Below are 25,382 nucleotides of genomic sequence, written 5' to 3'. Positions count from 1 at the left end.
TCCACTCGAAGTGGCAATTATTTTAAAAGTAATTTAAAATTTTCTGTTTGTAGTTGTTGTAATTTATTATTTTCATCTGCATACATAATCATTACATACAATTCAGGATGCTTTTTCAAGAATTCTTTCCCTTGCTCTAAAGACATTACCATAAAGGCTGTCGCATAACCATCAGCCATCATACATGTGGAAGCCAAAACCGTTGCGCTAAGCACATTACTTTTTTGTGGCTTTCCGGTTTTCGGATTAATAGTATGCACAAATTTTTCTCCGGTTATCGAATCAGTTATTACTTTTCTGTAATTTCCGGATGTAGCCATCCCTAAATTTTCAACTGCTATCGTTGCGATCAATTTTCTTTCTTCGGGTGTTTGCAGCGGATCATCTATTCCGACTATCCAGTTTTTATCTTGAATCGTATTTTTTCCTATAGCAAACAACTCTCCTCCGATTTCGACAATAGCGTCCTGAATCCCTTTTGATTTCAAAAAATCAACCGTTACATCTACTGAATAACCTTGCGCTATAGCATTGAAATCAAAATACGTTTGCGGAAAATCTTTATGAATAGTTTGGCTTGGACTGATCTTCACTTTGGAAAAACCGACATATTGTAGCAAACTATCAATTTGATACGGACTCAGGTTATGGTGCTGATGTCCCGGACCAAATCCATAAGCATTGACCAAAACTCCGATAGTAGGATCAAACAAACCGTTCGTTTCCTTATATATCTTTTGAGACGCATTAAAAGTATCAGTAAACCATTTATCAACAACTATTGTTGTATCACCTGAATTAACTTTTGCAATCTTTGATGTTGATTTATAGGTGGAAAGAGAATTATCAAAAGCTTCCAATAAAGAATCAATCTCAATTTTGCTTACTAATTCTTCTTTAGCAATATATTTTATACTGTATGTACTTCCCTGAGCTTGTCCTTGAATGACGAAAAACGTCTCTTCTTCAGGTTGTTGACAGCTCCATAAAAGCAGCCCTAATATCAGGCTATAATAAAACTTTAAATCCATCATAATTGATAATATAATCTGACGTTCTGTAAATCGGTAATTCAAAATCAGTGGCATTTGCTATTCCTACACCGGCAAACAGCACCTTAGCTTTTTTCTCTTTAGCATGCTTTAAAAAAGTTTCCATAAAGACCACATCGTATTCATTAGGATTCTCAGGATATAAAACAACCTGTACCATAACAAAGTGCAATGTATTGGCTTTATCGACACAAATAAACTGCGGATGTTTTCGCAACTGACTGTTTATGGCGATGAATTCAAAATCTTTAGATTCTAAATCTTTCCCCACGTGATTCATTGCTATTTGATGCAATTCTTGCAAGCTTAGTTCTTCCATAGTACAAAAATACGGATTTGCCTTAGGGTAATAAAAAAACCGATTCAAAAAGAATCGGTTTTTTAGTTTTTATATTCTTAATCGGATTAGCCTCCGAAGTCGTCAAAACGAACATTCTCTTTCGGTACTCCCAATCGTCACACATTTTTACAACTGCATTATTCATCATTGGTGGTCCACAGAAATAGAATTCGATATCTTCCGGTGCTTCATGGTTTTTCAAATGATTGTCAATTACTACATTGTGAATGAATCCTACGAAACCGTCACCCGGTGCATCAACATTCTCTTTTACTTTCCAATTATCTTCTTCTAACGGCTCAGAAAGAGCGATATAGAAACGGAAATTAGGGAAGTCTTTTTCTAAAGCTCTAAAGTGATCTACATAGAACAACTCACGTTTAGAACGTCCACCGTACCAATACGAAACTTTTCTTCCTGTTTTTACGGTACGAAACAAGTGGTACAAATGCGAACGCATTGGCGCCATACCTGCACCTCCACCGATGTAAACCATCTCAGCATCAGACTCGTTGATGAAGAATTCACCATAAGGTCCTGATACGGTTACAGGATCTCCCTGTTTTCTTGAGAAAATATAAGACGATGCAATACCCGGATTTACTTTCATCCAACCATTGGCAGCTCTGTCCCATGGCGGAGTAGCAACACGAACATTCAACATAATCTTACGTCCTTCAGCAGGGTAAGAAGCCATGGAATAAGCTCTTTCTACCGTTTCCGTATTTTTCATGACTAAAGGCCACAAGTTGAATTTATCCCATTCTAATTGGAATTTATCCGGTGCTCCCGGATGCTCAACAGGATGGGCAGAGATGTCTATATCTCTATAATTGATCTCACATGGTGGGATTTCAATCTGAATATAACCTCCCGGCTCATAGTGCATATCTTCGGGTAATTCTACCACAAATTCTTTAATAAATGATGCTACGTTATAGTTAGAGTACACTTTAGCTTCGAATTTTTTGATCCCGAAAATTTCTTCCGGTACCTCGATAACCATGTCTCCTTTTACTTTAACCTGACATCCTAAACGCCAACCTTCTGCTAATTCTCTTCTGTTAAAATGCGGCGTTTCTGTAGGCAATGCTTCTCCTCCTCCGGATAGAACTTTACATTTACATTGGATACAAGTTCCACCTCCACCACATGCTGATGGTAGAAAAATCTTAGCACCACCTAAAGTAGACAATAGTGATGATCCTGAACCTACTTCAATTTCATTTTCTTTATTGATTGTAATTTTTACCGGTCCTGAAGGAACTAATTTTGCTTTAGCAAACAAAATAATAGCAACCAAAACCAATAATAAAACTAAAAATGCGATTACGGTTGTTGTTATTAATCCCGTAGTGCTTACTTCTAATGCTATCATAATTAATTTTGTGCTATTTCGGTTAATGAATCTTTTACAGTTTCCACAACAGTAGAATCAGGCACTACTTCTACAGGAATTTCTTCTTGTGCCGGAGCGATGTTTTCTACCACTTCTTTTTTAGGAGCTTCATCACCACCTGTTAACATACCACCGAATGACATGAATCCGATAGCCATTAAACCGGTTAAAATAAAGGTAATACCTAAACCTCTGAAAGCCGGCGGAACGTTTGAATATCTGATCTTTTCACGAATAGCACCAATTGCTAAAATAGCCAAGAACCATCCTATACCTGAACCTACTCCATAAACTGTTGCTTCAGTAATATTAGCAAATTCTTTTTGTTGCATGAACAACGAACCTCCTAAGATCGCACAGTTTACCGCGATCAAGGGTAAAAAGATCCCTAATGAGTTATATAATGCCGGAGCAAATTTCTCAACGATCATTTCCACCAACTGTACCATAGTAGCAATTGTAGCAATGAATAAAATGAAGGTAAGAAAACTTAAATCATATTCTGCATATTCTTCTCCTAACCAAGCCAAAGCTCCCGGGCGAAGTAAATATTGATCTAACAAGTAGTTAACCGGTACCGTTACAAACATTACGAAGATTACCGCAGCACCAAGACCTACAGCTGTAGATACTTTTTTAGAAACCGCAAGGTAAGAACACATTCCTAAGAATGTAGCGAATACCATATTATCAATAAAAATTGACTTTAAAAATAATTGTAATAATTCCATTTCTTAGTGTGTTTCTTCGATTAAACTTTTATTTCTAGAGCGTTGGAAACCGATGATTAAACCAAGAGTAATTAACGCCATTGGAGCCAACAACATGAAACCATTGTTTTCATATCCTAATGCATATAATCCAGAAAGTTCACCTTTAATTGGATTTCCTAATAACGGATGTCCTAAATAAGTTTTCCCAATACCGAATAAATCACCAGAACCAAATAATTCACGGAAAAAACCAACGATTACTAAAATAACTCCATATCCTAATCCGTTACCAACTCCATCTAAGAACGATTTCCAAGGTGTGTTACCCAAAGCAAATGCTTCGAAACGCCCCATGATGATACAGTTCGTAATAATTAACCCAACGAATACGGATAATTTTTTAGCCAAGTCCGGCACAAAAGCTTTCAAAGTTAAATCTACTAAGATTACTAATGTTGCAGCAACTACTAATTGTGTAATGATACGAATGGAATTAGGTATAATATTACGCATTAATGAGATTACTACGTTACCCATAGCTGTTACGAAAATTACCGATAAAGCCATAATTACAGAAGCTTTTAATTCTGCTGTAATTGCCAGTGCAGAACAAATTCCCAATACCTGAACTGTAATAGGGTTGTTGTCTGCTAACGGATCTTTAATAAGTCCAAGATTCTTTTTGGAGAACAATGGCTCTTTTTCTTTTGTTTTATTGTCTGCCATAGTTTTTATTTTTTTAGAGTTTCAAAATAAGGCAAGTATAAACTGATGCCTTTTTTCAACATAGCACTTACACCATTACTTGTAATAGTAGCTCCCGAAATAGCATCAACCTCATTATCTGTTTTATCTACGTTATTCGGATCGGCATTTGACTTAGAAGTAGTTACAGATTTGTAATTCCCGTCTTTATCATAGATCATTTCTCCTTTAAAATCGTCTTTGAAGAAACTTTCAGTGATGTTTGCTCCTAATCCCGGTGTTTCTCCTTTGTGATCAAAGAATACTCCGTAGATACTTTTTAGATCATCGTTCAAGGCTACATAGCCCCAGATAGCATCCCACAAACCATTACCTCTTACCGGAAAGATATAGATTGTTTTTCCGTCTTTCTCCCCTATAAACAAAGGTAATCTTTGTACTTTTCCGGCTTTAGCCGCATCTTGTTCTTTTTTCACATCTATCAAATAAGCTTCAGCGTTTTCAGTCGCCGTAGTTCCTTCAACCACATATTGCTTTTTGATGTACTGACCGAACATTTCTGTTGCATTAGTTCTGGTTGCTTCCACTCCCATTGAACTCAATATATCGATCTGCGTTTTAACCTTATCATTGTTATCACGCATTTCCTTCGTTGCGTTTGCAAAGAATGCCAACAACGAACCTACCACTACTACCAGTATTACAGCGAATACAATAGTATATACGTTTGAATCTGTACGTTTTGTTGACATAAATTAAGCAGTTTTAAGTTTTAAACGTTTCATTCTTCTCTTCACATTAGCCTGAACCACATAGTGATCAATTGTCGGTGCAAATACGTTCATCAATAAGATCGCCATCATTACACCTTCCGGATAAGCCGGATTGAATACACGAATCAAAATACTGAATAACCCGATTAGGAAACCGTAAATAATTTTTCCGATATTTGTCTGTGAAGCCGTTACCGGATCGGTTGCCATGAATACAATACCGAAAGCTATACCTCCGATCAATAAATGTTGCCAGAACGGGAAGTGCATTAAACTGTAGAATTTACTGCTTTCAGTAATAACACCACTATCAACCACTCCATTAAATATCAATCCCATCACTAATGCTCCGATTACAGCAGAAATCATGATACGGGCACTTCCGATCCCTGTGAACAACAACCAAGCTGCCCCCACTAAGATCAGGAAAGTAGACGTTTCTCCCACAGAACCCGGAATGAATCCCATGAACATCTCATAAGCTGAATAGCCTACGTGTTTGTTTGCTGCCAAAGTACCTAATATTGTTTCTCCGGAAATTGCATCTACACCATTAGCTTTTTTGATGCCATCCACAACTCCGTGAACCCAAATCTTATCTCCGGACATGAACGCTGCCCAGTTAAAGAATAAGAAAGCACGAATGGTCAAAGCCGGATTCAATACATTCATACCGGTTCCTCCGAATAATTCTTTACCAATGATTACTCCGAATGCAACTGCAACCGCTAACATCCATAAAGGTAAATCTACAGGAACTATTAAAGGTACTAACATACCTGTTACTAAGTATCCTTCCTCTACTTCGTGTTTTTTAACGGTAGCGAAAATAAATTCGATCCCTAAACCGACTCCGTAAGAGACGATTAGTAACGGAAGTATTTTTTCTAAACCTACAACTAAGTTATCCCAACTTAAAAAAGCCAGATTCTCAAACCCGTTGATTTGTCCGTTGTATTGGTAACCGGCGTTAAACATACCGAAGATCAATGCCGGAACCATTGCCATAATAACCGTGTTCATCACACGCTTCAAATCGGCAGCATCCCTAACATGCGCACCTGAATGCGTAGTATTGTTAGGCATATAAAGAAAAGTATGCAAAGCATTGAACGTTTGTTCCATTTTTGTGCCTTGATACTTGAGCTTTAAATTATGTAAATTTTGTTTTAAACTCATGTTTTGTGTTTTTAAATCCCTTTAGAAATTATCCTACTTCCTTAATCATTAAGTCTAATCCTTGTCTCACTATTCGCTGATGATCTTGTTTTGACACATCCACAAATTCTGTTAAAGCGAAATCTTCAGGGGCTACTTCGTAGATCCCTAAAGCTTCCATTTGATCAATATCTTTTACCAAGATTGATTTTAACAATTGCATTGGATAGATATCTAAAGGACAAACTTTTTCATACTCTCCAGTTAACACAAAACCTCTGTGTTCTCCGTTAGTGTTTGTATTTAAGTCGTATTTCTTATTCGGTGTTAAGAACGAAAACAACCCTGCACGGTACACACTGAATTTATTTGGTCTCGGCAAATTCCAACCGAAGAAATCGTAATCGTCTCCTTCCGGAATTGCTGTAACCTGATTATGATAGAATCCTAAAAAGTCTTCTTTTGACTTTTTATCACCGGTTAACACATCACCACTGATCACACGATAGTTCCCTTCTTTTAAATTTCCGGCAACAACATCGGCAATTTGGGATCCTACAAACGCTTTCACATAAGAAGGATTTTCAAAACCGGCACCTGTTAAGGCAACTGTTCTTTCAAAGTTTGCTTTTCCGGTCATGAATAGCTCACCTATGATAGCTACATCTTCAATTTGAACAACCCAAACACGCTCCCCTTTGTTAATAGGATCTATAGCGGCAATTTGGGTAGAAACCAATCCTACAGGATGTTTACCGGAACCTTTATGAACTTCTAAACCTTCCACAGTAGGAATAAAATCTGCATCTGAAGCCACGGTCAAGTGAACTTTCCCTGATGTTAATTTGGTTAAAGCAGCAAAACCGGCAGCAAGCATCTCTTTTTTATCGGCAAGCATAAAATTCAAATCTCCGGCTAACGGAGCAGAATTTAGTCCAGAAACAAAAATAGCTTTTGGTGTTTCAGCCGAATTAGCAATTACGTCATACGGACGTTGCTTAATAAATGGCCAGCAACCAGAAGCTAACAACATTTCTTTTACTTGTTTTCCATCTAAATCTTTAGGATTTTTCTTGCTATGCTCAACAAAAGTATCCTGAGATTCGGCAGCAATTTTAATCGCTAAAATTACTCTTTTTTCGCCTCGAACAATCTCCTGAATAGTTCCGCTAACCGGTGATACAAATTTTACAGCTTCATCACTTTTTGAATAAAAAATAACTTCACCTGCTTTCACCTTAGCTCCTTCTTTTACCACCATTTTAGGTATTACACCATGGAAATCAGAAGGTTTGATTGCATAGACTTTCGAGCGGGTACTTGCTGTAACGTTTTTTTCAGCTTCACCCTTCAACTTAAGGTCTAAACCTTTTTTAATTCGAATGTCTTTTGACATGTTTATTGAAGATATGGTTAGTACTATATTTTTATAAAACAGGCAAATTTAGTTAATTACCCATTTCGCTACCAAAAATTAGACAAGGCTTTTTATTTATTTATACTCATTCTAAATTAAGACTTAAGAATATTACGGTATTTAATTTGTAATAGTAAAAATAGTTTGATTATTTTTACAACAAAACAGCTTAAAATATGTTTTCAAAAAATACTTTTTTATTATTCTTTTATTTGATATCCGGCTTTCTTTTTGCTCAGAAAGAAACGGAAAAAGCACCTCCGTTTAACATTAAAACCGTTTGCTTTGTCAAAAACAATGCTGTCAGTGTTCCTTTTTTTAAATTAGGAGAAAGTTTCGAGTTACAATTTGACGATCTGTATGCTAATGAAGCGGATTACTATTATACCATTACACAATATAATTACGACTGGACGCCAAGCAACTTGGTAAAAGCCGAATACTTACAAGGCTTGGACAACCAGAGAATAATGACTTACCTTAACTCATACAACACTTTACAATCCTACTCTCATTATACTCAGGTATTTCCTAACCGTTACAATCAGATCACTAAAACCGGAAATTATATCCTTAAAATTTTCAACGACGAAGAAGAGTTAGTTTTTTCGAGAAAATTTGTGATCTATGAAGACAAAACTTCAGTAATCGGTGAAGTGCGGCGTGCACGCGATTTTGAAGGCATGAACAGTAAACAAAACATTGAAATAGCCATTGATTACGGCGAGCAAATTTTACAAAATCCTATTCAGAATGTCAGGATCTGCATTTTCCAGAATGCGAATTGGAGTACCATGATCTCAAACATTAAACCGCAATATACTTTAGGCACACAACTTATTTACAAATACAATAAAGAAACGCAGTTCTGGGGAGGAAATGAATTTTACACATTTGATACCTCTAATATCAGAATAACAAATAACAGTGTGGCACGGGTTACCTCCGGAGACAATATTTATAATTCTATCTTATATACAGCTGTTCCGAGAAGAAACAATGTGTATACTTATTTCCCTGATTTTAACGGAAACTTCTATATCAAAAACGCTTCCGCTGTTGATGATAACACTATTGAGTCTGATTATTCCTGGGTTTATTTTTCTCTGGACCAACCGGAACTTTTCTCTAACGAAGCCATTTATATTAACGGAATGTTTAATAATTACGAACTGGATGATGAGAACAAGATGGATTTTAATCCTAAAACGAACCGCTATGAAAAAGCGCTTTACTTAAAACAGGGGTATGTTAATTATCAGTACGTTATAGCAGATGCCACTAAGAAAATAAACTTTGCAGATGCAATAGATGGTAATTTTTACTTAACCGAAAACAGCTATACTATTTTAGTGTATTACCGAAACAATACCGACAGGTACGATCGTGTAATAGGCATTGCTACGATTAACAGTGAAAACATCCGAAACTAATATATGGGAAGAAAAGACGCTAAATACAGAAGTGACAAATGTTTAAACTGTAATACTCCTTTAGATATAAGCGAACGTTATTGCCATTATTGCGGCCAGTTGAACTCCACAAAAAAAATAACTATCTCCGATTTTATAGAGGAATTCTTTTCTAACTTTTATGCTTACGATTCGAAACTAAGAAATTCCATTATTTCTATCTTTTCTAAACCGGGAGTTTTAGCTAAGCGATATAATAACGGACAGCGATTTACGTATGCTAATCCGTTCCGATTATTTCTAAGTGTCTCGATCTTGCTTTTTTTAACCTTTTCTTTAATTGAGGGCAACGACAGAACCATGCCTAAATCTTCCGACTTTCTTGATCTTAAAAACGACAACGACAGTATAATAGCTTCTGCAACTATTTCCGGCAAAAAAGAAACAGTAACCTATAAAAACTTCAGCGTTGATTCTATTTACAGCCAAGAAACACTACATAAAAGTTCTGACAATAGTTATAAAAAATTAAAATACACCTTAACTACATTCAGAAATTACCACATTGAACACCCCGATAAAGAGATCAGCTTCATGTTACAAGATCTGGGCTTTGAAAATAATACCCTGAATCATTTTTTAGCCAGTAAAGCCAAAACTTTCAAAACAAACGATATTGAAGAAGAGATAAAAGATTATTTCTACCAAAAACTTCCGTTCCTAATATTTCTTTCAATCCCTTTTATCACTGTCATTTTTTGGTTGGTTTTTTACAACCGAGATATCAACTACACGGAACACCTTATATTCGTATACACTTTCTATACCTTTATTTTTATTTGTTTCATTCTTTTCAATTTAATTAACCTTTTCAGCCCGCCCTTTCAAAATTTTGTCTCATCGGTCTGTTCTCTTTTAATATTTCCTTACTATCTATACCGCTCTTTAAGAAATTTTTATCAATTGAGTCGTTGGAAAACAATTTTAAAATTAGTACTTTTACATCCATTATTCATGATCGCATTCATATTCGTAATATTTATTACGTTTATTTTTGGAATAATATTAAAATAGATGGTAACCCAAATTACAAAAGGCATAAAAATCTCTGTATTAACTAGTTTTGAAGGTACTTATTTCAAAAACTACAGGATTCACTTTGCTTTCAGTTACCAGATCACTATTGAAAATCAAAGTAAAGATTCCGTTCAGTTAAACTCAAGACACTGGGAAATCTTAGACGCTTTGAACAACAAAGAATTAGTCGACGGCGAAGGGGTTGTAGGTAAAAAACCGGTTCTGAAACCCGGCGAAAAACACACCTATACTTCAGGCTGCCTCCTTTCTTCTCCCATCGGGGCTATGAAAGGCTATTTTAACATGATCAACTTTACTACTACTAAAAGTTTTAAAGTTTACATTCCTACTTTTAAATTCAGTGCACCTTTTGCATTGAATTAAGTTTTTATTAACGCATTTGTCAACTACTTTTATTACTGAAAGATGTTTATTTTTTAGTAAATTTGCGTACCAAAAATTTAATAATTCCTAAATAACAATATCATGTCAAAAGGATTTTTCAATGTTCCTAAGGCTGTAAACGAACCTGTAAAATCGTATGCACCCGGAACTCCCGAAAGAGAGCAGGTTTTAGCTGCTTATAAAAAAATGTGGAATGAAACTGTTGATGTTCCGTTATATATCGGTAAAGAAGAAATAAGAACCGGAAACACAAGAAACTTAACAGCACCACACGATCACCAACACGTTGTAGGCACGTATCACTTAGCAGAACAAGAGCACGTAGAAAAAGCTATTGCAACAGCTTTAGAAGCACGTAAAAAATGGGCAAATACTTCTTGGGAATCAAGAGCTGCTATTTTCCTAAAAGCTGCTGAATTGGTTGCCGGACCTTACCGTGCTAAAATCAATGCCGCAACCATGATTGCGCAATCTAAAACGGTTCATCAGGCAGAAATAGATGCTGCTTGTGAATTAACCGATTTCTTGCGTTTCAACGTGGAATACATGACGCAGATCTATAAAGAACAACCTATTTCAGATTCTTCTGTTTGGAATCGTGTAGAACACCGTCCGTTAGAAGGTTTTGTTTATGCGATTACGCCGTTTAACTTTACTGCCATTGCTGCTAACTTGCCTTCAAGTGCTGCCATGATGGGAATGTTGTCGTTTGGAAACCTAGTGACAGCCAAATTTTCTCAGCTAAAATTATTGTAGACATTTTCAAAGAAGCCGGTGTTCCTGACGGTGTGATCAATGTAGTTTACGGAGACCCTGTAATGGTAACCGACACGCTATTAGCAAGTCCGGATTTTGCAGGTATTCACTTTACAGGATCAACGCATGTATTTAAAGACTTATGGGCTAAAGTTGGCGCCAACATTCATAACTATAAAACATATCCGAGAATTGTAGGTGAAACCGGTGGTAAAGATTTTATCTTAGCTCACCCGTCTGCTAATGTAAAACAAGTAGTAACAGGAATTGTTCGCGGTGCTTTTGAGTTCCAAGGACAAAAATGTAGTGCTGCTTCAAGAGTATACATCCCACAAAGTTTATGGCCGGCTGTAAAAGAACAATTAACGACAGACGTTCAATCCATTAAAATGGGGTCGCCTGAAGATTTATCGAACTTCTTCACAGCGGTTATTCACGAAGGATCATTCAACAAATTAGTTTCATATATCGAACAAGCGAAACAAGATAGCGATGCCGAAATTATTTTAGGTGGCGGTTATGACAAATCAAAAGGATGGTTTGTGGAACCAACGGTTATCTTAACAACTAATCCGAAATACAAAACTATGGAAACGGAACTTTTCGGACCTGTAGTTACGATTTATGTATATGAAGACGAAAAATGGGCTAAAACTTTAGAATTAGTTGATACCACTTCTGAATATGCTTTAACAGGTGCTATTTTCAGTCAGGATCGTTATGCTATTGAAGAAGCAACCCTTGCTTTACAAAATGCTGCCGGAAATTTCTACATTAACGACAAACCGACAGGTGCTGTTGTAGGAAACCAACCGTTTGGCGGCGCAAGAGCATCAGGAACTAATGACAAAGCCGGTTCAATCCTGAACCTATTGCGTTGGGTTTCTCCAAGAACAATTAAAGAAACACTTATTGTTCCGGAAGATTACAGATATCCATTCTTAGGATAATTCAACATATAAAAAGTCCCGCAATTGCGGGATTTTTTAGTTTTTCTTATTATACTTCATAGGCAGGTAAACCACCTTTTTGGTTTCAAAAAATTCACCCTCAAAAATATCCGCCAGATCAAAAAGTTGTACATTCTGATATACTGCTAATTCTTCAGCCAGATCACCTCCTTTTAAATATAAAATTCCGTTTTTCATTTCATGTACAGAGTCTTTAGCCACTCTTCCTTTTATCCATTTTACAAAATCGGGCATATTCGTTACGGCACGACTTACAATAAAATCAAATTCTTCTTTGACCAATTCGGCACGTTTTTGTTCTGCTTTAACATTTTTCAAACCTAAGGCATTCGCCACTTCCGTAACCACTTTAATCTTTTTAGCGATAACGTCGATCAAATAAAAATCTACATTCGGAAACAAAATAGCCAGTGGAATTCCCGGAAACCCACCTCCGGTCCCCACATCCATGACCTTTGCTCCGTCTTTAAACGAAATAACTTTGGCAATACCTAAAGAATGCAATACATGACGGGTATACAACTCGTCAATATCCTTACGCGAAATTACATTTATTTTAGCGTTCCACTCGTTATACAAGCTTTGTAACATTTTGAACTGTTCTATCTGTTTTTCAGACAAATCAGGAAAGTATTGCAAAATTTTATCCATCTCATAAATTTTCAACAAAAATACATCTTTTCGTTAAGAAATATTTTTTTTAAGTCGCATTTCGCAAAAGAATATTAGTACCTTTGAAACCATCAATGAATTAATGAATTATGCAAAATAAAACCCCTATTTTTTCAAAAACCAATAACGCTGCTTTTTTCAGAACGTTAAATAAAAGAGTAAACACATACTTCAAGGAAAATAACTTAAAGAAAACAGGAAACTGGAGACTTCACCTGAAAACCATTATTATGTTTAGCTTATTTCTGGCTCCTTATTTCTTTTTAATTGCAATGGATATGCCTTTTTGGGTATACTTACTTCTGAGCATTGTAATAGGAATCGGAATGGCCGGAGTAGGAATGAATGTCATGCACGATGGCAACCATGGGTCTTATTCTACAAAAAACTGGGTTAACAAAATAATGGGTAGCAGTATCTATATTTTGGCCGGAAATGTTTATAACTGGCAAGTTCAGCACAATGTACTACACCATACATACACCAATATTCACGGACATGATGAAGATTTAGACGCCGGAAAGATCATTCGTTTTACCGAAAAAGCAAAATGGCACAAATTCCATAAATTTCAGCACTATTACTCTATTTTCTTATACGGCTTATTAACTTTCAACTGGGCTATCACTACTGATTTCCTTCAAATGAAACGTTATTTAAAACGTCAATTATCTTACGGTGCATTTAAAAAACCTGCTTTTCAGTGGACTACATTAATCATCACTAAAGCCATTTACTTTTCCGTTTGGTTGGTTATCCCGATGATCTTGGGAATTGTTTGGTGGAAAGTACTCATTGGCTTTATTGCAATGCACTATACTGCCGGTTTAATTTTAAGTGTTGTATTCCAATTAGCACATGTGGTGGAAGACACTACTAATCCGGAACCAAACGAAGAAGGTGAAATGGAGCACACTTGGGCAGCGCACCAATTGTTTACTACTGCTAATTTTGCGCCTAAAAACTGGTTGGTCAATTATTTTACCGGTGGCTTAAACCATCAGATTGAGCATCACATTTTTCCGAATATCAGCCATATTCATTATAAAAAAATATCTAAGATCGTAAAAGAAACGGCTCACGAGTTTAATTTACCGTATTACGAATTCAAAACAACCCGTCAGGCTATTTATTCGCATTTTAAACATTTAAAAGAATTAGGAAGAAAACCACAATTTACCTAGTAAAAGTAACACAACAATAATAAATCTAATATGAATCACGTATTATCTGATCGTATCAACAATTTGGCTGTTTCGCAAACTTTAGCCATGGCTGCTTTAGCACGCGAATTAAAAGCTCAAGGAAAAGACATCATCAGTTTAAGTTTGGGAGAACCTGATTTTAACACTCCCGATTTTATTAAAGAAGCGGCAAAAAAAGCTATTGACGACAACTGGAGCGCTTATCCTCCGGTAGATGGTTATGTTGATTTGAAAGAGGCTATTTGTCACAAATTCAAACGCGATAATAATTTACATTATACTCCTACTCAAATTGTAGTTTCAACCGGTGCTAAACAATCCTTATACAATGTAGCACAGGTTATGCTGAACAATGGCGACGAAGTTATCTTGCCGGCTCCTTACTGGGTTAGCTATTTTGAAATCGTAAAACTTTCGGGAGGTGTTCCCGTTGAAGTTCCTACCGCTATTGACAGTAATTTTAAAATGACAGCCGAACAACTTGAAGCTGCCATTACACCTAAGACTAAAATGATGTGGTTCAGTTCGCCCTGCAACCCGTCAGGATCTGTTTACAGTAAAGCAGAACTGGAGGCTTTAGTTGAAGTATTAAAAAAACATCCGCAAATCTATGTTGTTTCTGACGAGATTTACGAACATATCAATTATACTACTGATTCATATTGCAGTATCGGTTCCATTCCCGGAATGGAAGACAGAACGATCACTGTAAACGGCGTTGCAAAAGCTTTTGCCATGACAGGCTGGAGAATCGGGTACATAGGTGCTCCTGAATTTATCGCTAAAGCATGTACTAAAATTCAAGGACAAGTAACCAGTGGTGCCAACTCTATTGCTCAGAGAGCTACTATAGCTGCTGTTTCTGCCGAACCTTCAGCGATTCAGTATATGGTTGACGCTTTCAAAAACCGAAAAGAAATTGTTTACCAATTACTTTCTGAAATCCCCGGCTTTAAGGTAAACCAACCGGAAGGTGCTTTCTATTTCTTCCCTGACGTTTCTGAATATTTCGGAAAAACTATCAAAGGAAAAGAAATTCAAAACGCTAATGACTTTGCCATGTTCTTATTGGCTGAAGCCAATGTAGCTACAGTAACGGGTGATGCTTTTGGCAATCCGAACTGTATACGTTTATCGTATGCTACCAGCGAAGAACTATTGCGTGAAGCGATAAAAAGAATTAAAGAAGCTTTGGCTTAACTATAAAACCTTTAAATAAATGCCCTGAGAGAACTTGGGGCTTTTTTTATAACCATCAACACAACAACCATGCGTAAAAAAATAATTTTATTAGGTTCCGGCGAATTAGGAAAAGAATTTGTAATTGCAGCACAACGATTAGGGCAATATGTAATTGCAGTTGATAGTTATTCCAATGCTCCTGCAATGCAAGTGGCTCATGAATTTGAAGTGATTAACATGTTAGATGGCGCCGAACTTGACCGAATAGTAGCCAAACACCAACCTGATTTTATAGTTCCGGAAATTGAAGCGATCCGCACCGAGCGTTTTTATGATTATGAAAAACAAGGCATCACAGTAGTCCCTTCTGCTAAAGCCGCTAACTTTACCATGAACCGTAAAGCAATTCGCGATTTAGCAGCTAAAGATTTAGGACTTCGTACAGCTAATTATAAGTATGCAACTTCTCAGGACGGACTAGAAAAAGCAGTTGCTGAAGTTGGTATTCCTTGTGTAGTAAAACCATTAATGAGCTCATCAGGAAAAGGTCAATCAACGATCAAAACGGAAGCTGATATTGAAAAAGCCTGGAAATATGCCGTAGAAGGTTCTCGAGGTGACCTTGTTGAAGTAATTGTAGAAGCTTTTGTTAATTTTCATTCCGAAATTACCTTATTAACGGTAACTCAAAACAATGGATTACCCACATTATTTTGTGCTCCGATCGGCCACCGACAAGAACGTGGCGATTATCAGGAAAGCTGGCAACCGGCAAGAGTCTCCGATCAGGATATTGCCGAAGCACAGAATATGGCTAAAAAAGTTACGGAAGCTCTAGGAGGAGCCGGTATTTTTGGTGTGGAATTCTTTTTAACTGATGAAGGTGTTTATTTCTCCGAATTATCTCCTCGTCCGCACGATACCGGAATGGTAACTTTAGCAGGAACTCAAAACTTCAGTGAATTTGAATTGCATCTGCGAACAATCTTAAGCTTGCCTATTGCTGAGATCACCTTAGAAAAAGCCGGAGCTAGTGCCGTTATTCTTGCTTCTGATTTTTCAGAGAACCCTCGATATGAAGGTTTAGAAAAAATAGCTGCTCTGCCTAAAACGGATTTCAGAATTTTCGGCAAGCCTACAACCCGCCCTTACAGAAGAATGGGGATTGCTTTAACACACGATACCTTAGACACTCCGGTAGAAGAAATCGTGGAAAAAGCAAAAGCAGCAGCTTCCTTAGTTACGGTTAAAGCTTAATTTAAAACAATATACAAAAAAACAACACCGGTAAAAATCCGATGTTGCTCTTTGCATATATTCAAGTATTTAGTTTTTGACAAATCTTAAAGTCGAACTTGAGTTTTCTGATCTTAATTTAATAAAATATACTCCTTCATGCCAATCTCCGATAGTAAGTATGAACTCTTTTTGAGTCACTTTGCCAACTTTCAAAATTTGTCCTAAATTATTATAAATCTCATACGTTAGATCATCCGTTATTTCTAATGGTATTGAAACATTGAGAATATTTTCAGCCGGATTCGGGTAAAGTGTAAAATCATTTGTTTCAAAGGCATCATTGCTTAAAACAGTTGTACTAAACGACAGGTATTCTGCAAAACTGAAACTACCACCACTTCCTACTGTAATGGCACCTGAATCAGTTGTTATACTCCAATTACCTGCACCACTTGTACAACAAATACCATCTCCGTAAGAATCATTAATTGTAAAATTATAACACCCGTCATACGGTAAGTTCCACACCATATTTGTGACAAGGTTCTGGGTACCGTTAAGTAGCTTGTTTGTATAAGGTCCTCCGGAATAAAGCACTACTCCGTTTGAATCCTTTAAATCCCATGTTGTTTCACTACCCCAACGATCTCCTACCAGATTAAACACAAAATTTTCAAACGGATAATCAGTCGGTAATTGCCCAAAATCAAATACCTTACTACTGTTATTATTTGAAGAACGCTCATCAACTCCTCCGTTTACTGAAGCAAGAGAAATATTTAATACCCCAGTCGTTTCTGTAGTATAGATCGTTATTAACTCGTATTTATCAGGCTCTATAATACCTGACCAACTGTAATTATAATTTCCTCCACCGTCAACATTATATGTTAAGGTTGCTGCAGTAAGATCAGAAGTTCCTCTATTGTAAAGGAGTATTTTATGTGTTGGGTTACAAGCCCTCCGGTACAATAGTTTTCAATTTTCACCTCAGCATCATTAGCGAATAAAGGTATCGGAGCACTGGTAGGGGATGTTTTTAAAGAAACTCTTCTGGGCGAATTATCCATGACTGCCAAGATCCTTAATTTCTGATCATTTGTAAAAATGTTCATGCATAAATCATCTGTATAATCCATATAGTTTTCAATCATATCGTTTCCTTGTCCATCCGGACAGGAATCGGTCGTATTGCAACCGTAATTAGCGGCGGCGGCATTCGGAGTATCCAAACAGAAATCATCTACCGAACAATTACCGTCGCCCCAAATATGGCGTAATCCCAAAAAATGACCAACCTCATGAGTCATTGTTCTTCCTTTATCATAAGGCGGATAGAAATTACCCGAAGTAAGATCAGAGCTGCCGAAAAATCTATACCCAGACACTACTCCATCAGTTGTATCTGTTCCATATCCACTAGTTAAACCGTCAAGTCCTGACCCGAAGGAAAAGTTGCATATCCTAAAAGGCTACCACTTGAAAAATTAACAGACCACATATTCATATACAGATTCGGATCCCAAATAGTATTTGGCTTAACGTAATCGTCGATAGCTGATGTAGACCATGACTCCTGACACATATTAACGCGATCAATTCCGTTTGTAGGATTTCCGTTCGGATCTACTTTTGCTAAGACAAATTCTACCATTATATCTGCACCTACAGGATTTGAATTATAGCCCGGAGTACCTGTCATCTTTCTAAAATCCTGATTCATTACTGTAATTTGAGATTCTACCTGCTCGTCTGTAATATTCTCTTCCGTTCCGTAAGGATCTCCGTTATGAATAACATGAACTACTACCGGAATATAAATAACTTGGGTAGGGCTAAGTAACTGTCTGCTATTTTTATATCTTTCAATGAGCGGAGCCAACCATTCTTCAAACTTATCGTTAGTTAATCTACCGGAATTTCTCTCTTGTAAATATTGTTCATATTCATCTGTTATACATTTTATATATCCGGATGAACTTATTTTATCGGCTGCTATTTCTTTTCCGAAAAATTTAGGCTTTTTTTCCATTGACTCCTGAGCATTTGAAAAAAATAAACTCACCGAAAAAAGCAACAAAAAGTATTTCTTCTTCATAATTGTTTTTTTAAAGACTGTATACGAAATTATCTAAGAATGTATTTTCTATATTTTTTTAATTACTGAAATAACCAAAATAGGATTTAAAATGAATCTATTTCTCATTGAAATACTCAACCTCACAATTTTTCTTTCTTCAAAGAGCTTACTTCTTTTAACAAAGTCTCTACTATTTGTTTCAGATTGTCTATCTCACTCTCCTGTTTTTCAATAATTGCTTGTTGCTCCTGAACCGCTTTTACCAAAGGTGATAATAAGTCATTGTAACGCACTCCATACATACCATCGTCTCCGATAGTGATCATCCCTGTATTTTGCACATTACAATTGATTAAACTCTTTTCCACCTCTTGTGCTATAAACCCATACTCCGTTTTATGACTTAAATCATTCTTACGTGTATACTTGACCGGCTTAAGATCCTTAATGAAAGTTAACCCCAAATCAGAAAGTTGAATATTTTCTTTCCATCTTTTATCGGAAGTAATTGTCCACCCTACCTGTATCCCTGCATAAGTTATATTCGTATTCCCAATTTGCACCTGATTATCTGCTGTTGCAGAAGGAACTTGAGCATCGTAGCCCACACCAATATTATTACCGCCTGATGTAACACTTGACAATGCCTGATAGCCTATTGCTGTATTATATCTTCCCGAAACATTATTATACAATGATTGTGTTCCTTGAGCTGTGTTCCACATTCCATCTACATTTCTATATAATGCTCCATATCCTCCGGCAACATTAAAGGAGCCTGATACATTACTTCTAAGCGATTGTGTTCCGGCGGCTGTATTATATTCTCCTGTAGTATTAGCATATAATGCCCAATATCCGACACCTGTATTATTCCCTCCTGTAGTATTGCTATTAAGAGCCTGTACACCGTTAGCTGTATTACCTCCTCCAATAGTATTGGCATATAATGCCTGATTCCCTACTGCTGTATTACTTCCGCCAGAAGTATTCCATCGCATAGCGGAATCGCCTAACGCTGTATTGCCGGATCCTATATTATTATTATATAAAGCTTGACTACCATTGGCTGTATTCCAATTCCCTGTTGTATTATTTCTCAATGTCTGACTTCCTGTCGCTGTATTATTTCCTCCGGTCGTATTACTATAAAGTGCCCAATAACCACTTGCCGTATTATTAGCTCCTGTAGTATTGCTGAATAATGATTGTACTCCGCTAGCCATATTCCAAGAGCCTGTATCATTACTATATAATGCTCCATATCCTGAAGCTGTATTCCATGATCCGGTAGTGTTTCCCCTCAATGCTTGTGTCCCGGCGGCCGTATTCTCTGAGCCTGTTGAATTGCTTCTCAAAGCCTGATACCCAGCTGCTGTATTATTTGAACCAGTACTGTTACTATACAAAGCATAACTCCCTTCCGCTGTATTACTTCCACCAGTTGTATTACTGAATAAGGCTCCATTACCATTTGCTGTATTATTAGAACCTGTACTATTACTATATAACGACTGGTATCCTCCAGCGGTATTATATACTCCGGTGGTATTAAAATACAAAGCTCCATATCCTAAAGCTGTATTCCATGATCCTGTGGTGTTACTATATAATGACTGAAATCCTTTAGCCGTGTTATAAACTCCGGTCGTATTATTATATAAAGCCTGATACCCTGCCCCGGTATTTCTTATCCCTGTTGTGTTGTTAAAACCGGACTGATATCCTAAAAAAGTATTTTTATTGTCTGACAGATCATCATTAGCACCTGCCTGATACCCTAAAAAAGTACTTCCGTCAGTGGCAATTCCGATCCGTCCTGCTTTCTGTGCATTCACTTTAAAATTCAATGCTGTGTTATTAATCGTTCCCAAAAAATTAGCATCATTAATCCCTGTATTCCCGTTAACAAGCCAACTCACACCATCTGTACTCGTTGTGAATCGGATCCATTTTGTACCGTCCCAATAATAATATCCGGGAGTTACATCAGCCGTTGTTGTCGTGTTATACACTAATTCTGATTCGGTGGGAGTTATTACTGTTGCTGTAGTCGTATTTACCAATGCTACTCTCGGAATTAAAATTCCGTCATCTACAGCTACAATATCTAATGCTGCTTTAGGTACAGTTGTATTTATTCCAACCTGAGCCTTGACTAACATAGTCATAAAAAAAATAAAGTAGAATTTTATTCTCATTGTTTTTCAAAATTTAGTTAATAGCATTTCATTTAGCAACTAAAAATATCAATAACGGGAAACGCTTTTCCTACTCAATATTCAATATGAACAAAAAGACAATTAAACTGAACATCAGTCACTCTTATACTAACATTTTTTAAATTGATACTTTTCAAAAGAAAAAAAAACGGAAAGCTATTCCTGTTTTAACTAACCAAAACTTATGCTTACTTTAGCAAAACCAATTTTTTATTTTATGAGTTTAATTTTAGATAATATTAGTAAACATATCACTTTGACAGAGGAAGAAAAAGCACTATTCTTATCTAAAACAAAAACCATTCATGCAAAAGCTAAGACCATGCTTTTAAATGCCGGAGAAAAAAGCCGGTATACTTATTTTGTAAACCAAGGTATTTTGAGAAGCTTCAATGTAACCGACAATATAGTGGAACACGTTTTAAGCTTTGCCTGTAAAGATTGGTGGATGGGCGACATGTATAGCTTAATCTCCGGAAAACCCGGCCATTTATTTATTGAAGTTCTGGAAGATGCCGAGTTGGTTTTACTTTCCCGTGAGGATCAGGAAGATCTATTCCATCAGATCCCGAAATTAGAACGCTTCTTTAGAATCTTAGTCGAAAACTCATTGGTAGCCCACCAAGAGCGTTTAATGGATAATTTAGGGCTAACTGCTGAAGAGCGCTACGAAAAGTTCTGTCAAAAATACCCTAGCTTAATTACTTCTGTTGCGCAAAAACACATTGCTTCTTATATTGGTGTAACACCTGAGTTCTTCAGCAAAATGAAAGCTAAACTACTCAGAAACAGCTCTCATTAACATTTTTTAACATCATTTTCAATTTTCCTGTCGGCTTTCTTAACCTAGGTTAAGTGATTGAGTATTGTCCTCATCGTAACTTTGTCATGTAAAAACAAAGGATATGAAACGAGCCGATTTTATACGAAAAGGATTTTTAGCCTCCGGACTTCTGTTCAGTAATTTATTTAAAAGTCAGGAAACAGAAAAATCGACTGCTCAAGAAAAACCTTTAGGCTTCAATCATATCCCTAACACAACATCAAAAGTCATGAAAAATGCAGTTTTACATAAAGCCGATAGCAGAGGGTATGCTAACCATGGATGGCTTAAAAGCTTTCACACGTTTAGCTTTGCTAATTACTACAACCCGGAACGCGTCAACTTTGGTGTTCTAAGAGTTCTTAATGATGACACTGTAGATCCGGGGATGGGATTCGGAACACATCCTCATGAAAACATGGAGATCATTTCCATTCCGCTTGAAGGAGATCTGAAACACAAAGACAGCATGGGCAATACCACGGTAATTAAACACGGGGACATACAAGTCATGAGCGCCGGAACCGGAGTAATGCACAGTGAATACAATAAGAACAAAGACGCTTTGGTTAAATTCCTTCAAATATGGGTTTTTCCAAACCAAAGAAATGTAGCTCCACGTTACGATCAAATCACATTAAATGTAGCTGACAGACATAATAAATTACAACAAATCGTATCTCCGAATCCTGATGATGCCGGGGTTTGGCTCCATCAGAATGCTTGGTTCAATATGGGAAATTTTGATAAAGATACCACAACCGAATATAAAGTACATGATGCGAAAAACGGTTTGTATGTTTTTGTATTAAAAGGAGAAATAACCGTCGGAGAACAGAAATTAACAACAAGGGATGGCTACGGAATCTGGGATTTTGATACTGTAACGATAAAAGCCGACTCAAATGCGGAATTCCTTTTAATGGAAGTCCCCATGTATTAAAGAATATAAATCATATAATATTAATCATTAAAAACAACCACTATGGCTAAGACAAATTGGACAATCGACACAACCCACTCAAAAGTAGGTTTTAAAGTAAAACACATGATGTTTACTAATGTTTCCGGTAAATTCAATACTTATGATGCTACAATTGAAACAGACGAAGACGATTTTACAAAAGCAGCTATTGCTTTTTCGGCAGACATTAATTCTGTTGATACAAACAACGATGACCGAGACAATCACTTAAAAAGTGCTGACTTTTTTGATGGCGAAAAATTCCCGAAACTAAGTTTTAAAGCAACTTCTTTAGCTTCTAAAGGTGACGATTACGAACTAACCGGAGACCTGACTATTAAAGATGTTACTAAAGCCGTAACCCTACCGGCTGAATTCAGCGGATTGATGAAAGATCCTTGGGGAAATACAAAAGCAGGACTAAATGTCTATGGAAAAATTAACCGTAAAGATTTCGGACTAAACTGGAATGCAGCTCTTGAAACCGGTGGTGTTCTGGTAGGAGAAGAAGTCAAATTCGAAATCGAATTACAATTACTTAAACAATAAGTTTATTTTCATAATAATTAGTTTTTGGTTACTTAATTCATACAAGCACTGCTAAGCGGTGCTTGTGCTTTTTAAAACAGTAACTATTTGCTTCTCATTAAAAAAACGTATTTTTGCCTGTTTTTGAAATTAAATATAAAAAACAGACTAAACATAAATTAAAAATATGAAAGCATACGTATTTCCAGGGCAAGGAGCGCAATTTACCGGAATGGGTAAAGAACTATATGAGAACTCTGCCGAAGCAAAAGAATTATTTGAAAAAGCCAACGAAATTCTGGGTTTCAGAATCACTGATATTATGTTTGAAGGCTCTGCCGAAGAACTAAAAGAAACGAAGGTTACACAACCTGCCGTTTTTTTACACTCTGTCATCTTATTCAAAACCTTAAATGCTCAACCGGATATGGTTGCCGGACATTCATTAGGTGAATTCTCCGCTTTAGTAGCCAACGGAGCCTTATGCTTTGAAGACGGACTGAAATTAGTTTCCCAACGTGCCATGGCCATGCAAAAAGCTTGTGAAATAGCTCCTTCAACAATGGCTGCCGTTTTAAACTTAGAGGATAAAGTAGTAGAAGATATTTGTGCGGAAATTGATGGCGTAGTCGTTGCAGCAAATTACAACTGTCCGGGGCAGTTAGTTATTTCTGGCGAATTGAAAGCTGTAGAAGAAGCTTGCGAAAAATTAAAAGCTGCCGGAGCAAAACGCGCTTTAATCTTACCGGTTGGTGGTGCTTTCCACTCGCCTATGATGGAGCCGGCTCGTGAAGAATTAGCGGCTGCTATTGAAGCAACATCGTTCAATATCCCGTCATGCCCAGTATATCAAAATGTAACGGCAAGTGCTGTTAGTGATCCGGCAGAAATTAAAAAGAACCTGATCGCTCAGCTAACCGGAGCCGTAAAATGGACCCAATCCGTTAACCAGATGATCGCTGACGGCGCAACAAGCTTTACCGAAGTCGGCCCCGGAAAAGTATTGGTCGGACTGGTTAAAAAGATCAACAATGAGGTAGAAACCATCTCTGCTTAAAACAATATAAACTCCGAAATACCATCGGAGTTTTTTATTTATCTTTGTTAAAAGAAGTTTCCGTTTATGAATTTGGATTTACGAACCGTAAATGTCATTCGCTATATTACCCCGCTTCGCGAAGGAGGCTCACTACCCGCTTTAGCAGAAGCCGATGACGATTTTAAATATGTCTTAAAGTTCAGAGGTGCCGGTCATGGTGTCAAAGCTTTAATTGCTGAATATTTAGGCGGACAAATTGCCGGTTATTTAGGCTTACCCGTTCCGGAGTTGGTTTTTGCTACCTTAGACGAAGCTTTTGGCAGAACAGAAGCCGATGAAGAAATTCAGGATCTGTTGAAATTCAGTCAGGGGCTTAACCTTGGCCTTCATTATTTATCCGGTGCGCTTACGTATGACGCTGCAGTTAATAATTGTGACGCTCTTTTAGCTTCCAAAATCGTCTGGCTCGATGCGTTTATCACTAACGTTGACCGTACGTTTAAAAATACTAATCTATTGATCTGGAAAAAAGAGATCTGGTTAATTGACCACGGTGCTTCTTTCTATTTTCATCACTCATGGACAAATTGGGAACAAAGCGCTCTTACGCCATTTGCCCTGATCAAAGACCATGTTTTGCTGCCCAAAGCCGATAAACTGGAAGAAGCTCATACTGAATTTACCAATAAACTAAACGATTCTATCCTAAAAAATATTGTAGATCGAATTCCGGAAGATTGGTTACAGTGGGAGGATAATGAATTAAGTCCTGAAGAAATCAAATCGGTTTACTTTCAATTTTTAGCAATACGGTTGAAGAATGCTTCAATCTTTTTAAAACAAGCTCAGGATGCACGAAAAACACTTATATGATTATGCAGTGATTCGTGTTGTACCGAGAGTGGAACGCGAAGAATTCATCAATATCGGCTTAATGCTTTTTTGTAAACGCCAGAGATACCTGCGCATTCAATATCACATCCCGAAAGAAAAGATCTTATCATTTTGTCCGGATTTTGATATAGAACAGCTACAGATCAATATCGAAGCGTTTACCAAAATCTGTTCCGGAAAAAAAGAGGGCGGACCTATTGGCGAATTTGAATTAGCCGAACGTTTCAGATGGCTTACCGCCGTAAAAAGCTCCAGTATTCAGACTTCCCGACCGCATTCCGGTTTTAGCGAGAATTTAGATAAAACTTTTGACCGATTATATACGGAATTGGTACTGTAATTTTTACTAAATTAGT

Annotated in this window: 24 protein-coding genes and 2 pseudogenes; 13 read left to right on the top strand and 13 right to left on the bottom strand. The window is 36.9% G+C overall.

From position 1 onward, the window contains the following. Positions 1-17: 17 nt before the first annotated feature. From DI487_RS09410 to DI487_RS09375, 8 genes and pseudogenes are all read right to left on the bottom strand, one after another. The gene (locus DI487_RS09410; RefSeq protein ID WP_245896334.1) at positions 18-1,034 is read right to left on the bottom strand and encodes an FAD:protein FMN transferase; all 1,017 of its coding nucleotides are present in this window, start codon (positions 1,032-1,034) and stop codon (positions 18-20) included. Then, on the bottom strand, positions 1,009-1,371 hold the full coding sequence (locus tag DI487_RS09405) for a Na(+)-translocating NADH-quinone reductase subunit F (protein ID WP_109569416.1): 363 nt from the start codon (positions 1,369-1,371) through the stop codon (positions 1,009-1,011). The genes DI487_RS09410 and DI487_RS09405 overlap by 26 nt, the downstream gene beginning before the upstream one ends. An 86-nt stretch (positions 1,372-1,457) precedes the next feature. After that, positions 1,458-2,770, bottom strand: a pseudogene (gene nqrF, locus DI487_RS09400) (NADH:ubiquinone reductase (Na(+)-transporting) subunit F). A 2-nt stretch (positions 2,771-2,772) separates the two neighbouring features. Beyond that, positions 2,773-3,522: an NADH:ubiquinone reductase (Na(+)-transporting) subunit E gene (gene nqrE / locus DI487_RS09395; protein ID WP_109569415.1), complete on the bottom strand. Its 750-nt coding sequence runs from the start codon at positions 3,520-3,522 to the stop codon at positions 2,773-2,775. A gap of 3 nt (positions 3,523-3,525) precedes the next feature. Further along, on the bottom strand, positions 3,526-4,230 hold the full coding sequence (locus DI487_RS09390; protein WP_109569414.1) for an NADH:ubiquinone reductase (Na(+)-transporting) subunit D: 705 nt from the start codon (positions 4,228-4,230) through the stop codon (positions 3,526-3,528). 5 nt (positions 4,231-4,235) lie between these two features. Further along, positions 4,236-4,961, bottom strand: coding sequence for an NADH:ubiquinone reductase (Na(+)-transporting) subunit C (gene nqrC / locus DI487_RS09385; RefSeq protein ID WP_109569413.1), 726 nt, complete (start codon positions 4,959-4,961; stop codon positions 4,236-4,238). Positions 4,962-4,964: 3 nt separating this feature from the next. Then, positions 4,965-6,161, bottom strand: coding sequence for an NADH:ubiquinone reductase (Na(+)-transporting) subunit B (locus tag DI487_RS09380; protein WP_109569412.1), 1,197 nt, complete (start codon positions 6,159-6,161; stop codon positions 4,965-4,967). A 28-nt stretch (positions 6,162-6,189) separates the two neighbouring features. After that, complete coding sequence (locus DI487_RS09375; protein WP_109569411.1) at positions 6,190-7,536, bottom strand: Na(+)-translocating NADH-quinone reductase subunit A; 1,347 nt, start codon at positions 7,534-7,536, stop codon at positions 6,190-6,192. Positions 7,537-7,733: 197 nt separating this feature from the next. On the opposite strand from DI487_RS09375, the gene DI487_RS09370 reads away from it, so the two are divergent. From DI487_RS09370 to pruA, 4 genes and pseudogenes are all read left to right on the top strand, one after another. Further along, complete coding sequence (locus DI487_RS09370; protein WP_109569410.1) at positions 7,734-8,990, top strand: type IX secretion system plug protein; 1,257 nt, start codon at positions 7,734-7,736, stop codon at positions 8,988-8,990. Positions 8,991-8,993: 3 nt separating this feature from the next. Continuing rightward, positions 8,994-10,043 (top strand): DUF3667 domain-containing protein, encoded by a 1,050-nt coding sequence (locus DI487_RS09365; protein ID WP_109569409.1) that lies wholly within the window; start codon positions 8,994-8,996, stop codon positions 10,041-10,043. Further along, positions 10,044-10,430 carry a Co2+/Mg2+ efflux protein ApaG gene (gene apaG, locus DI487_RS09360; RefSeq protein ID WP_109569408.1) on the top strand — a complete coding sequence of 129 codons (387 nt, stop codon included), beginning with the start codon at positions 10,044-10,046 and terminating at the stop codon, positions 10,428-10,430. A gap of 102 nt (positions 10,431-10,532) precedes the next feature. Next, positions 10,533-12,157 (top strand): annotated as a pseudogene (gene pruA, locus DI487_RS09355) (L-glutamate gamma-semialdehyde dehydrogenase). A gap of 36 nt (positions 12,158-12,193) precedes the next feature. Here the strand turns inward: pruA and rsmG are convergent. Then, positions 12,194-12,829: a 16S rRNA (guanine(527)-N(7))-methyltransferase RsmG gene (gene rsmG / locus DI487_RS09350; RefSeq protein ID WP_109569407.1), complete on the bottom strand. Its 636-nt coding sequence runs from the start codon at positions 12,827-12,829 to the stop codon at positions 12,194-12,196. Positions 12,830-12,939: 110 nt separating this feature from the next. On the opposite strand from rsmG, the gene DI487_RS09345 reads away from it, so the two are divergent. The 3 genes from DI487_RS09345 (at position 12,940) to purT (ending at position 16,494) form a co-directional block, all read left to right on the top strand. Next, entirely contained in the window at positions 12,940-14,034 is a 1,095-nt protein-coding gene (locus tag DI487_RS09345) for a fatty acid desaturase family protein (RefSeq protein ID WP_109569406.1), read from the top strand. A gap of 30 nt (positions 14,035-14,064) precedes the next feature. Continuing rightward, positions 14,065-15,255, top strand: coding sequence for a pyridoxal phosphate-dependent aminotransferase (locus DI487_RS09340; protein WP_109569405.1), 1,191 nt, complete (start codon positions 14,065-14,067; stop codon positions 15,253-15,255). A gap of 69 nt (positions 15,256-15,324) precedes the next feature. Beyond that, entirely contained in the window at positions 15,325-16,494 is a 1,170-nt protein-coding gene (gene purT, locus DI487_RS09335; protein ID WP_109569404.1) for a formate-dependent phosphoribosylglycinamide formyltransferase, read from the top strand. Positions 16,495-16,563: 69 nt separating this feature from the next. Here the strand turns inward: purT and DI487_RS09330 are convergent, their stop codons facing one another. The 4 genes from DI487_RS09330 to DI487_RS09315 all read right to left on the bottom strand — a co-directional run bounded on the left by DI487_RS09330 (position 16,564) and on the right by DI487_RS09315 (position 20,727). Continuing rightward, the gene (locus DI487_RS09330) at positions 16,564-17,448 is read right to left on the bottom strand and encodes a T9SS type A sorting domain-containing protein (RefSeq protein WP_109569403.1); all 885 of its coding nucleotides are present in this window, start codon (positions 17,446-17,448) and stop codon (positions 16,564-16,566) included. After that, positions 17,367-17,864 carry a M43 family zinc metalloprotease gene (locus tag DI487_RS09325; protein WP_146193423.1) on the bottom strand — a complete coding sequence of 166 codons (498 nt, stop codon included), beginning with the start codon at positions 17,862-17,864 and terminating at the stop codon, positions 17,367-17,369. The genes DI487_RS09330 and DI487_RS09325 overlap by 82 nt, the downstream gene beginning before the upstream one ends. 35 nt (positions 17,865-17,899) lie before the next feature. Continuing rightward, entirely contained in the window at positions 17,900-18,574 is a 675-nt protein-coding gene (locus DI487_RS09320; RefSeq protein ID WP_146193421.1) for a zinc metalloprotease, read from the bottom strand. Positions 18,575-18,696: 122 nt separating this feature from the next. Further along, positions 18,697-20,727, bottom strand: a complete 2,031-nt coding sequence (locus DI487_RS09315; RefSeq protein WP_218925766.1) for a tail fiber domain-containing protein — start codon at positions 20,725-20,727, stop codon at positions 18,697-18,699. 268 nt (positions 20,728-20,995) lie between these two features. On the opposite strand from DI487_RS09315, the gene DI487_RS09310 reads away from it, so the two are divergent. From DI487_RS09310 to DI487_RS09285, 6 genes are all read left to right on the top strand, one after another. Then, positions 20,996-21,580 carry a Crp/Fnr family transcriptional regulator gene (locus DI487_RS09310; RefSeq protein ID WP_109569399.1) on the top strand — a complete coding sequence of 195 codons (585 nt, stop codon included), beginning with the start codon at positions 20,996-20,998 and terminating at the stop codon, positions 21,578-21,580. A gap of 250 nt (positions 21,581-21,830) precedes the next feature. After that, the gene (locus DI487_RS09305; protein ID WP_109570649.1) at positions 21,831-22,544 is read left to right on the top strand and encodes a pirin family protein; all 714 of its coding nucleotides are present in this window, start codon (positions 21,831-21,833) and stop codon (positions 22,542-22,544) included. 42 nt (positions 22,545-22,586) lie between these two features. Continuing rightward, the gene (locus tag DI487_RS09300; protein WP_109569398.1) at positions 22,587-23,114 is read left to right on the top strand and encodes a YceI family protein; all 528 of its coding nucleotides are present in this window, start codon (positions 22,587-22,589) and stop codon (positions 23,112-23,114) included. A 166-nt stretch (positions 23,115-23,280) separates the two neighbouring features. Next, entirely contained in the window at positions 23,281-24,150 is an 870-nt protein-coding gene (gene fabD / locus DI487_RS09295; RefSeq protein WP_109569397.1) for an ACP S-malonyltransferase, read from the top strand. Between the two features lie 66 nt (positions 24,151-24,216). Next, a complete protein-coding gene (locus tag DI487_RS09290; RefSeq protein ID WP_109569396.1) occupies positions 24,217-25,005 on the top strand; it encodes a HipA family kinase in 789 nt (262 codons plus the stop codon). Continuing rightward, the gene (locus DI487_RS09285) at positions 24,983-25,366 is read left to right on the top strand and encodes a DUF3037 domain-containing protein (RefSeq protein WP_109569395.1); all 384 of its coding nucleotides are present in this window, start codon (positions 24,983-24,985) and stop codon (positions 25,364-25,366) included. Before DI487_RS09290 ends, DI487_RS09285 begins: the two co-directional genes overlap by 23 nt. The last annotated feature ends 16 nt before the right edge of the window (positions 25,367-25,382 follow it).

The sequence above is a fragment of the Flavobacterium sediminis genome (genome assembly GCF_003148385.1).
GTDB lineage: Bacteria > Bacteroidota > Bacteroidia > Flavobacteriales > Flavobacteriaceae > Flavobacterium > Flavobacterium sediminis.
The sequence above is the reverse complement of the archived record's forward strand: the minus strand, read 5'-3'. Positions and strand labels throughout refer to the sequence as shown.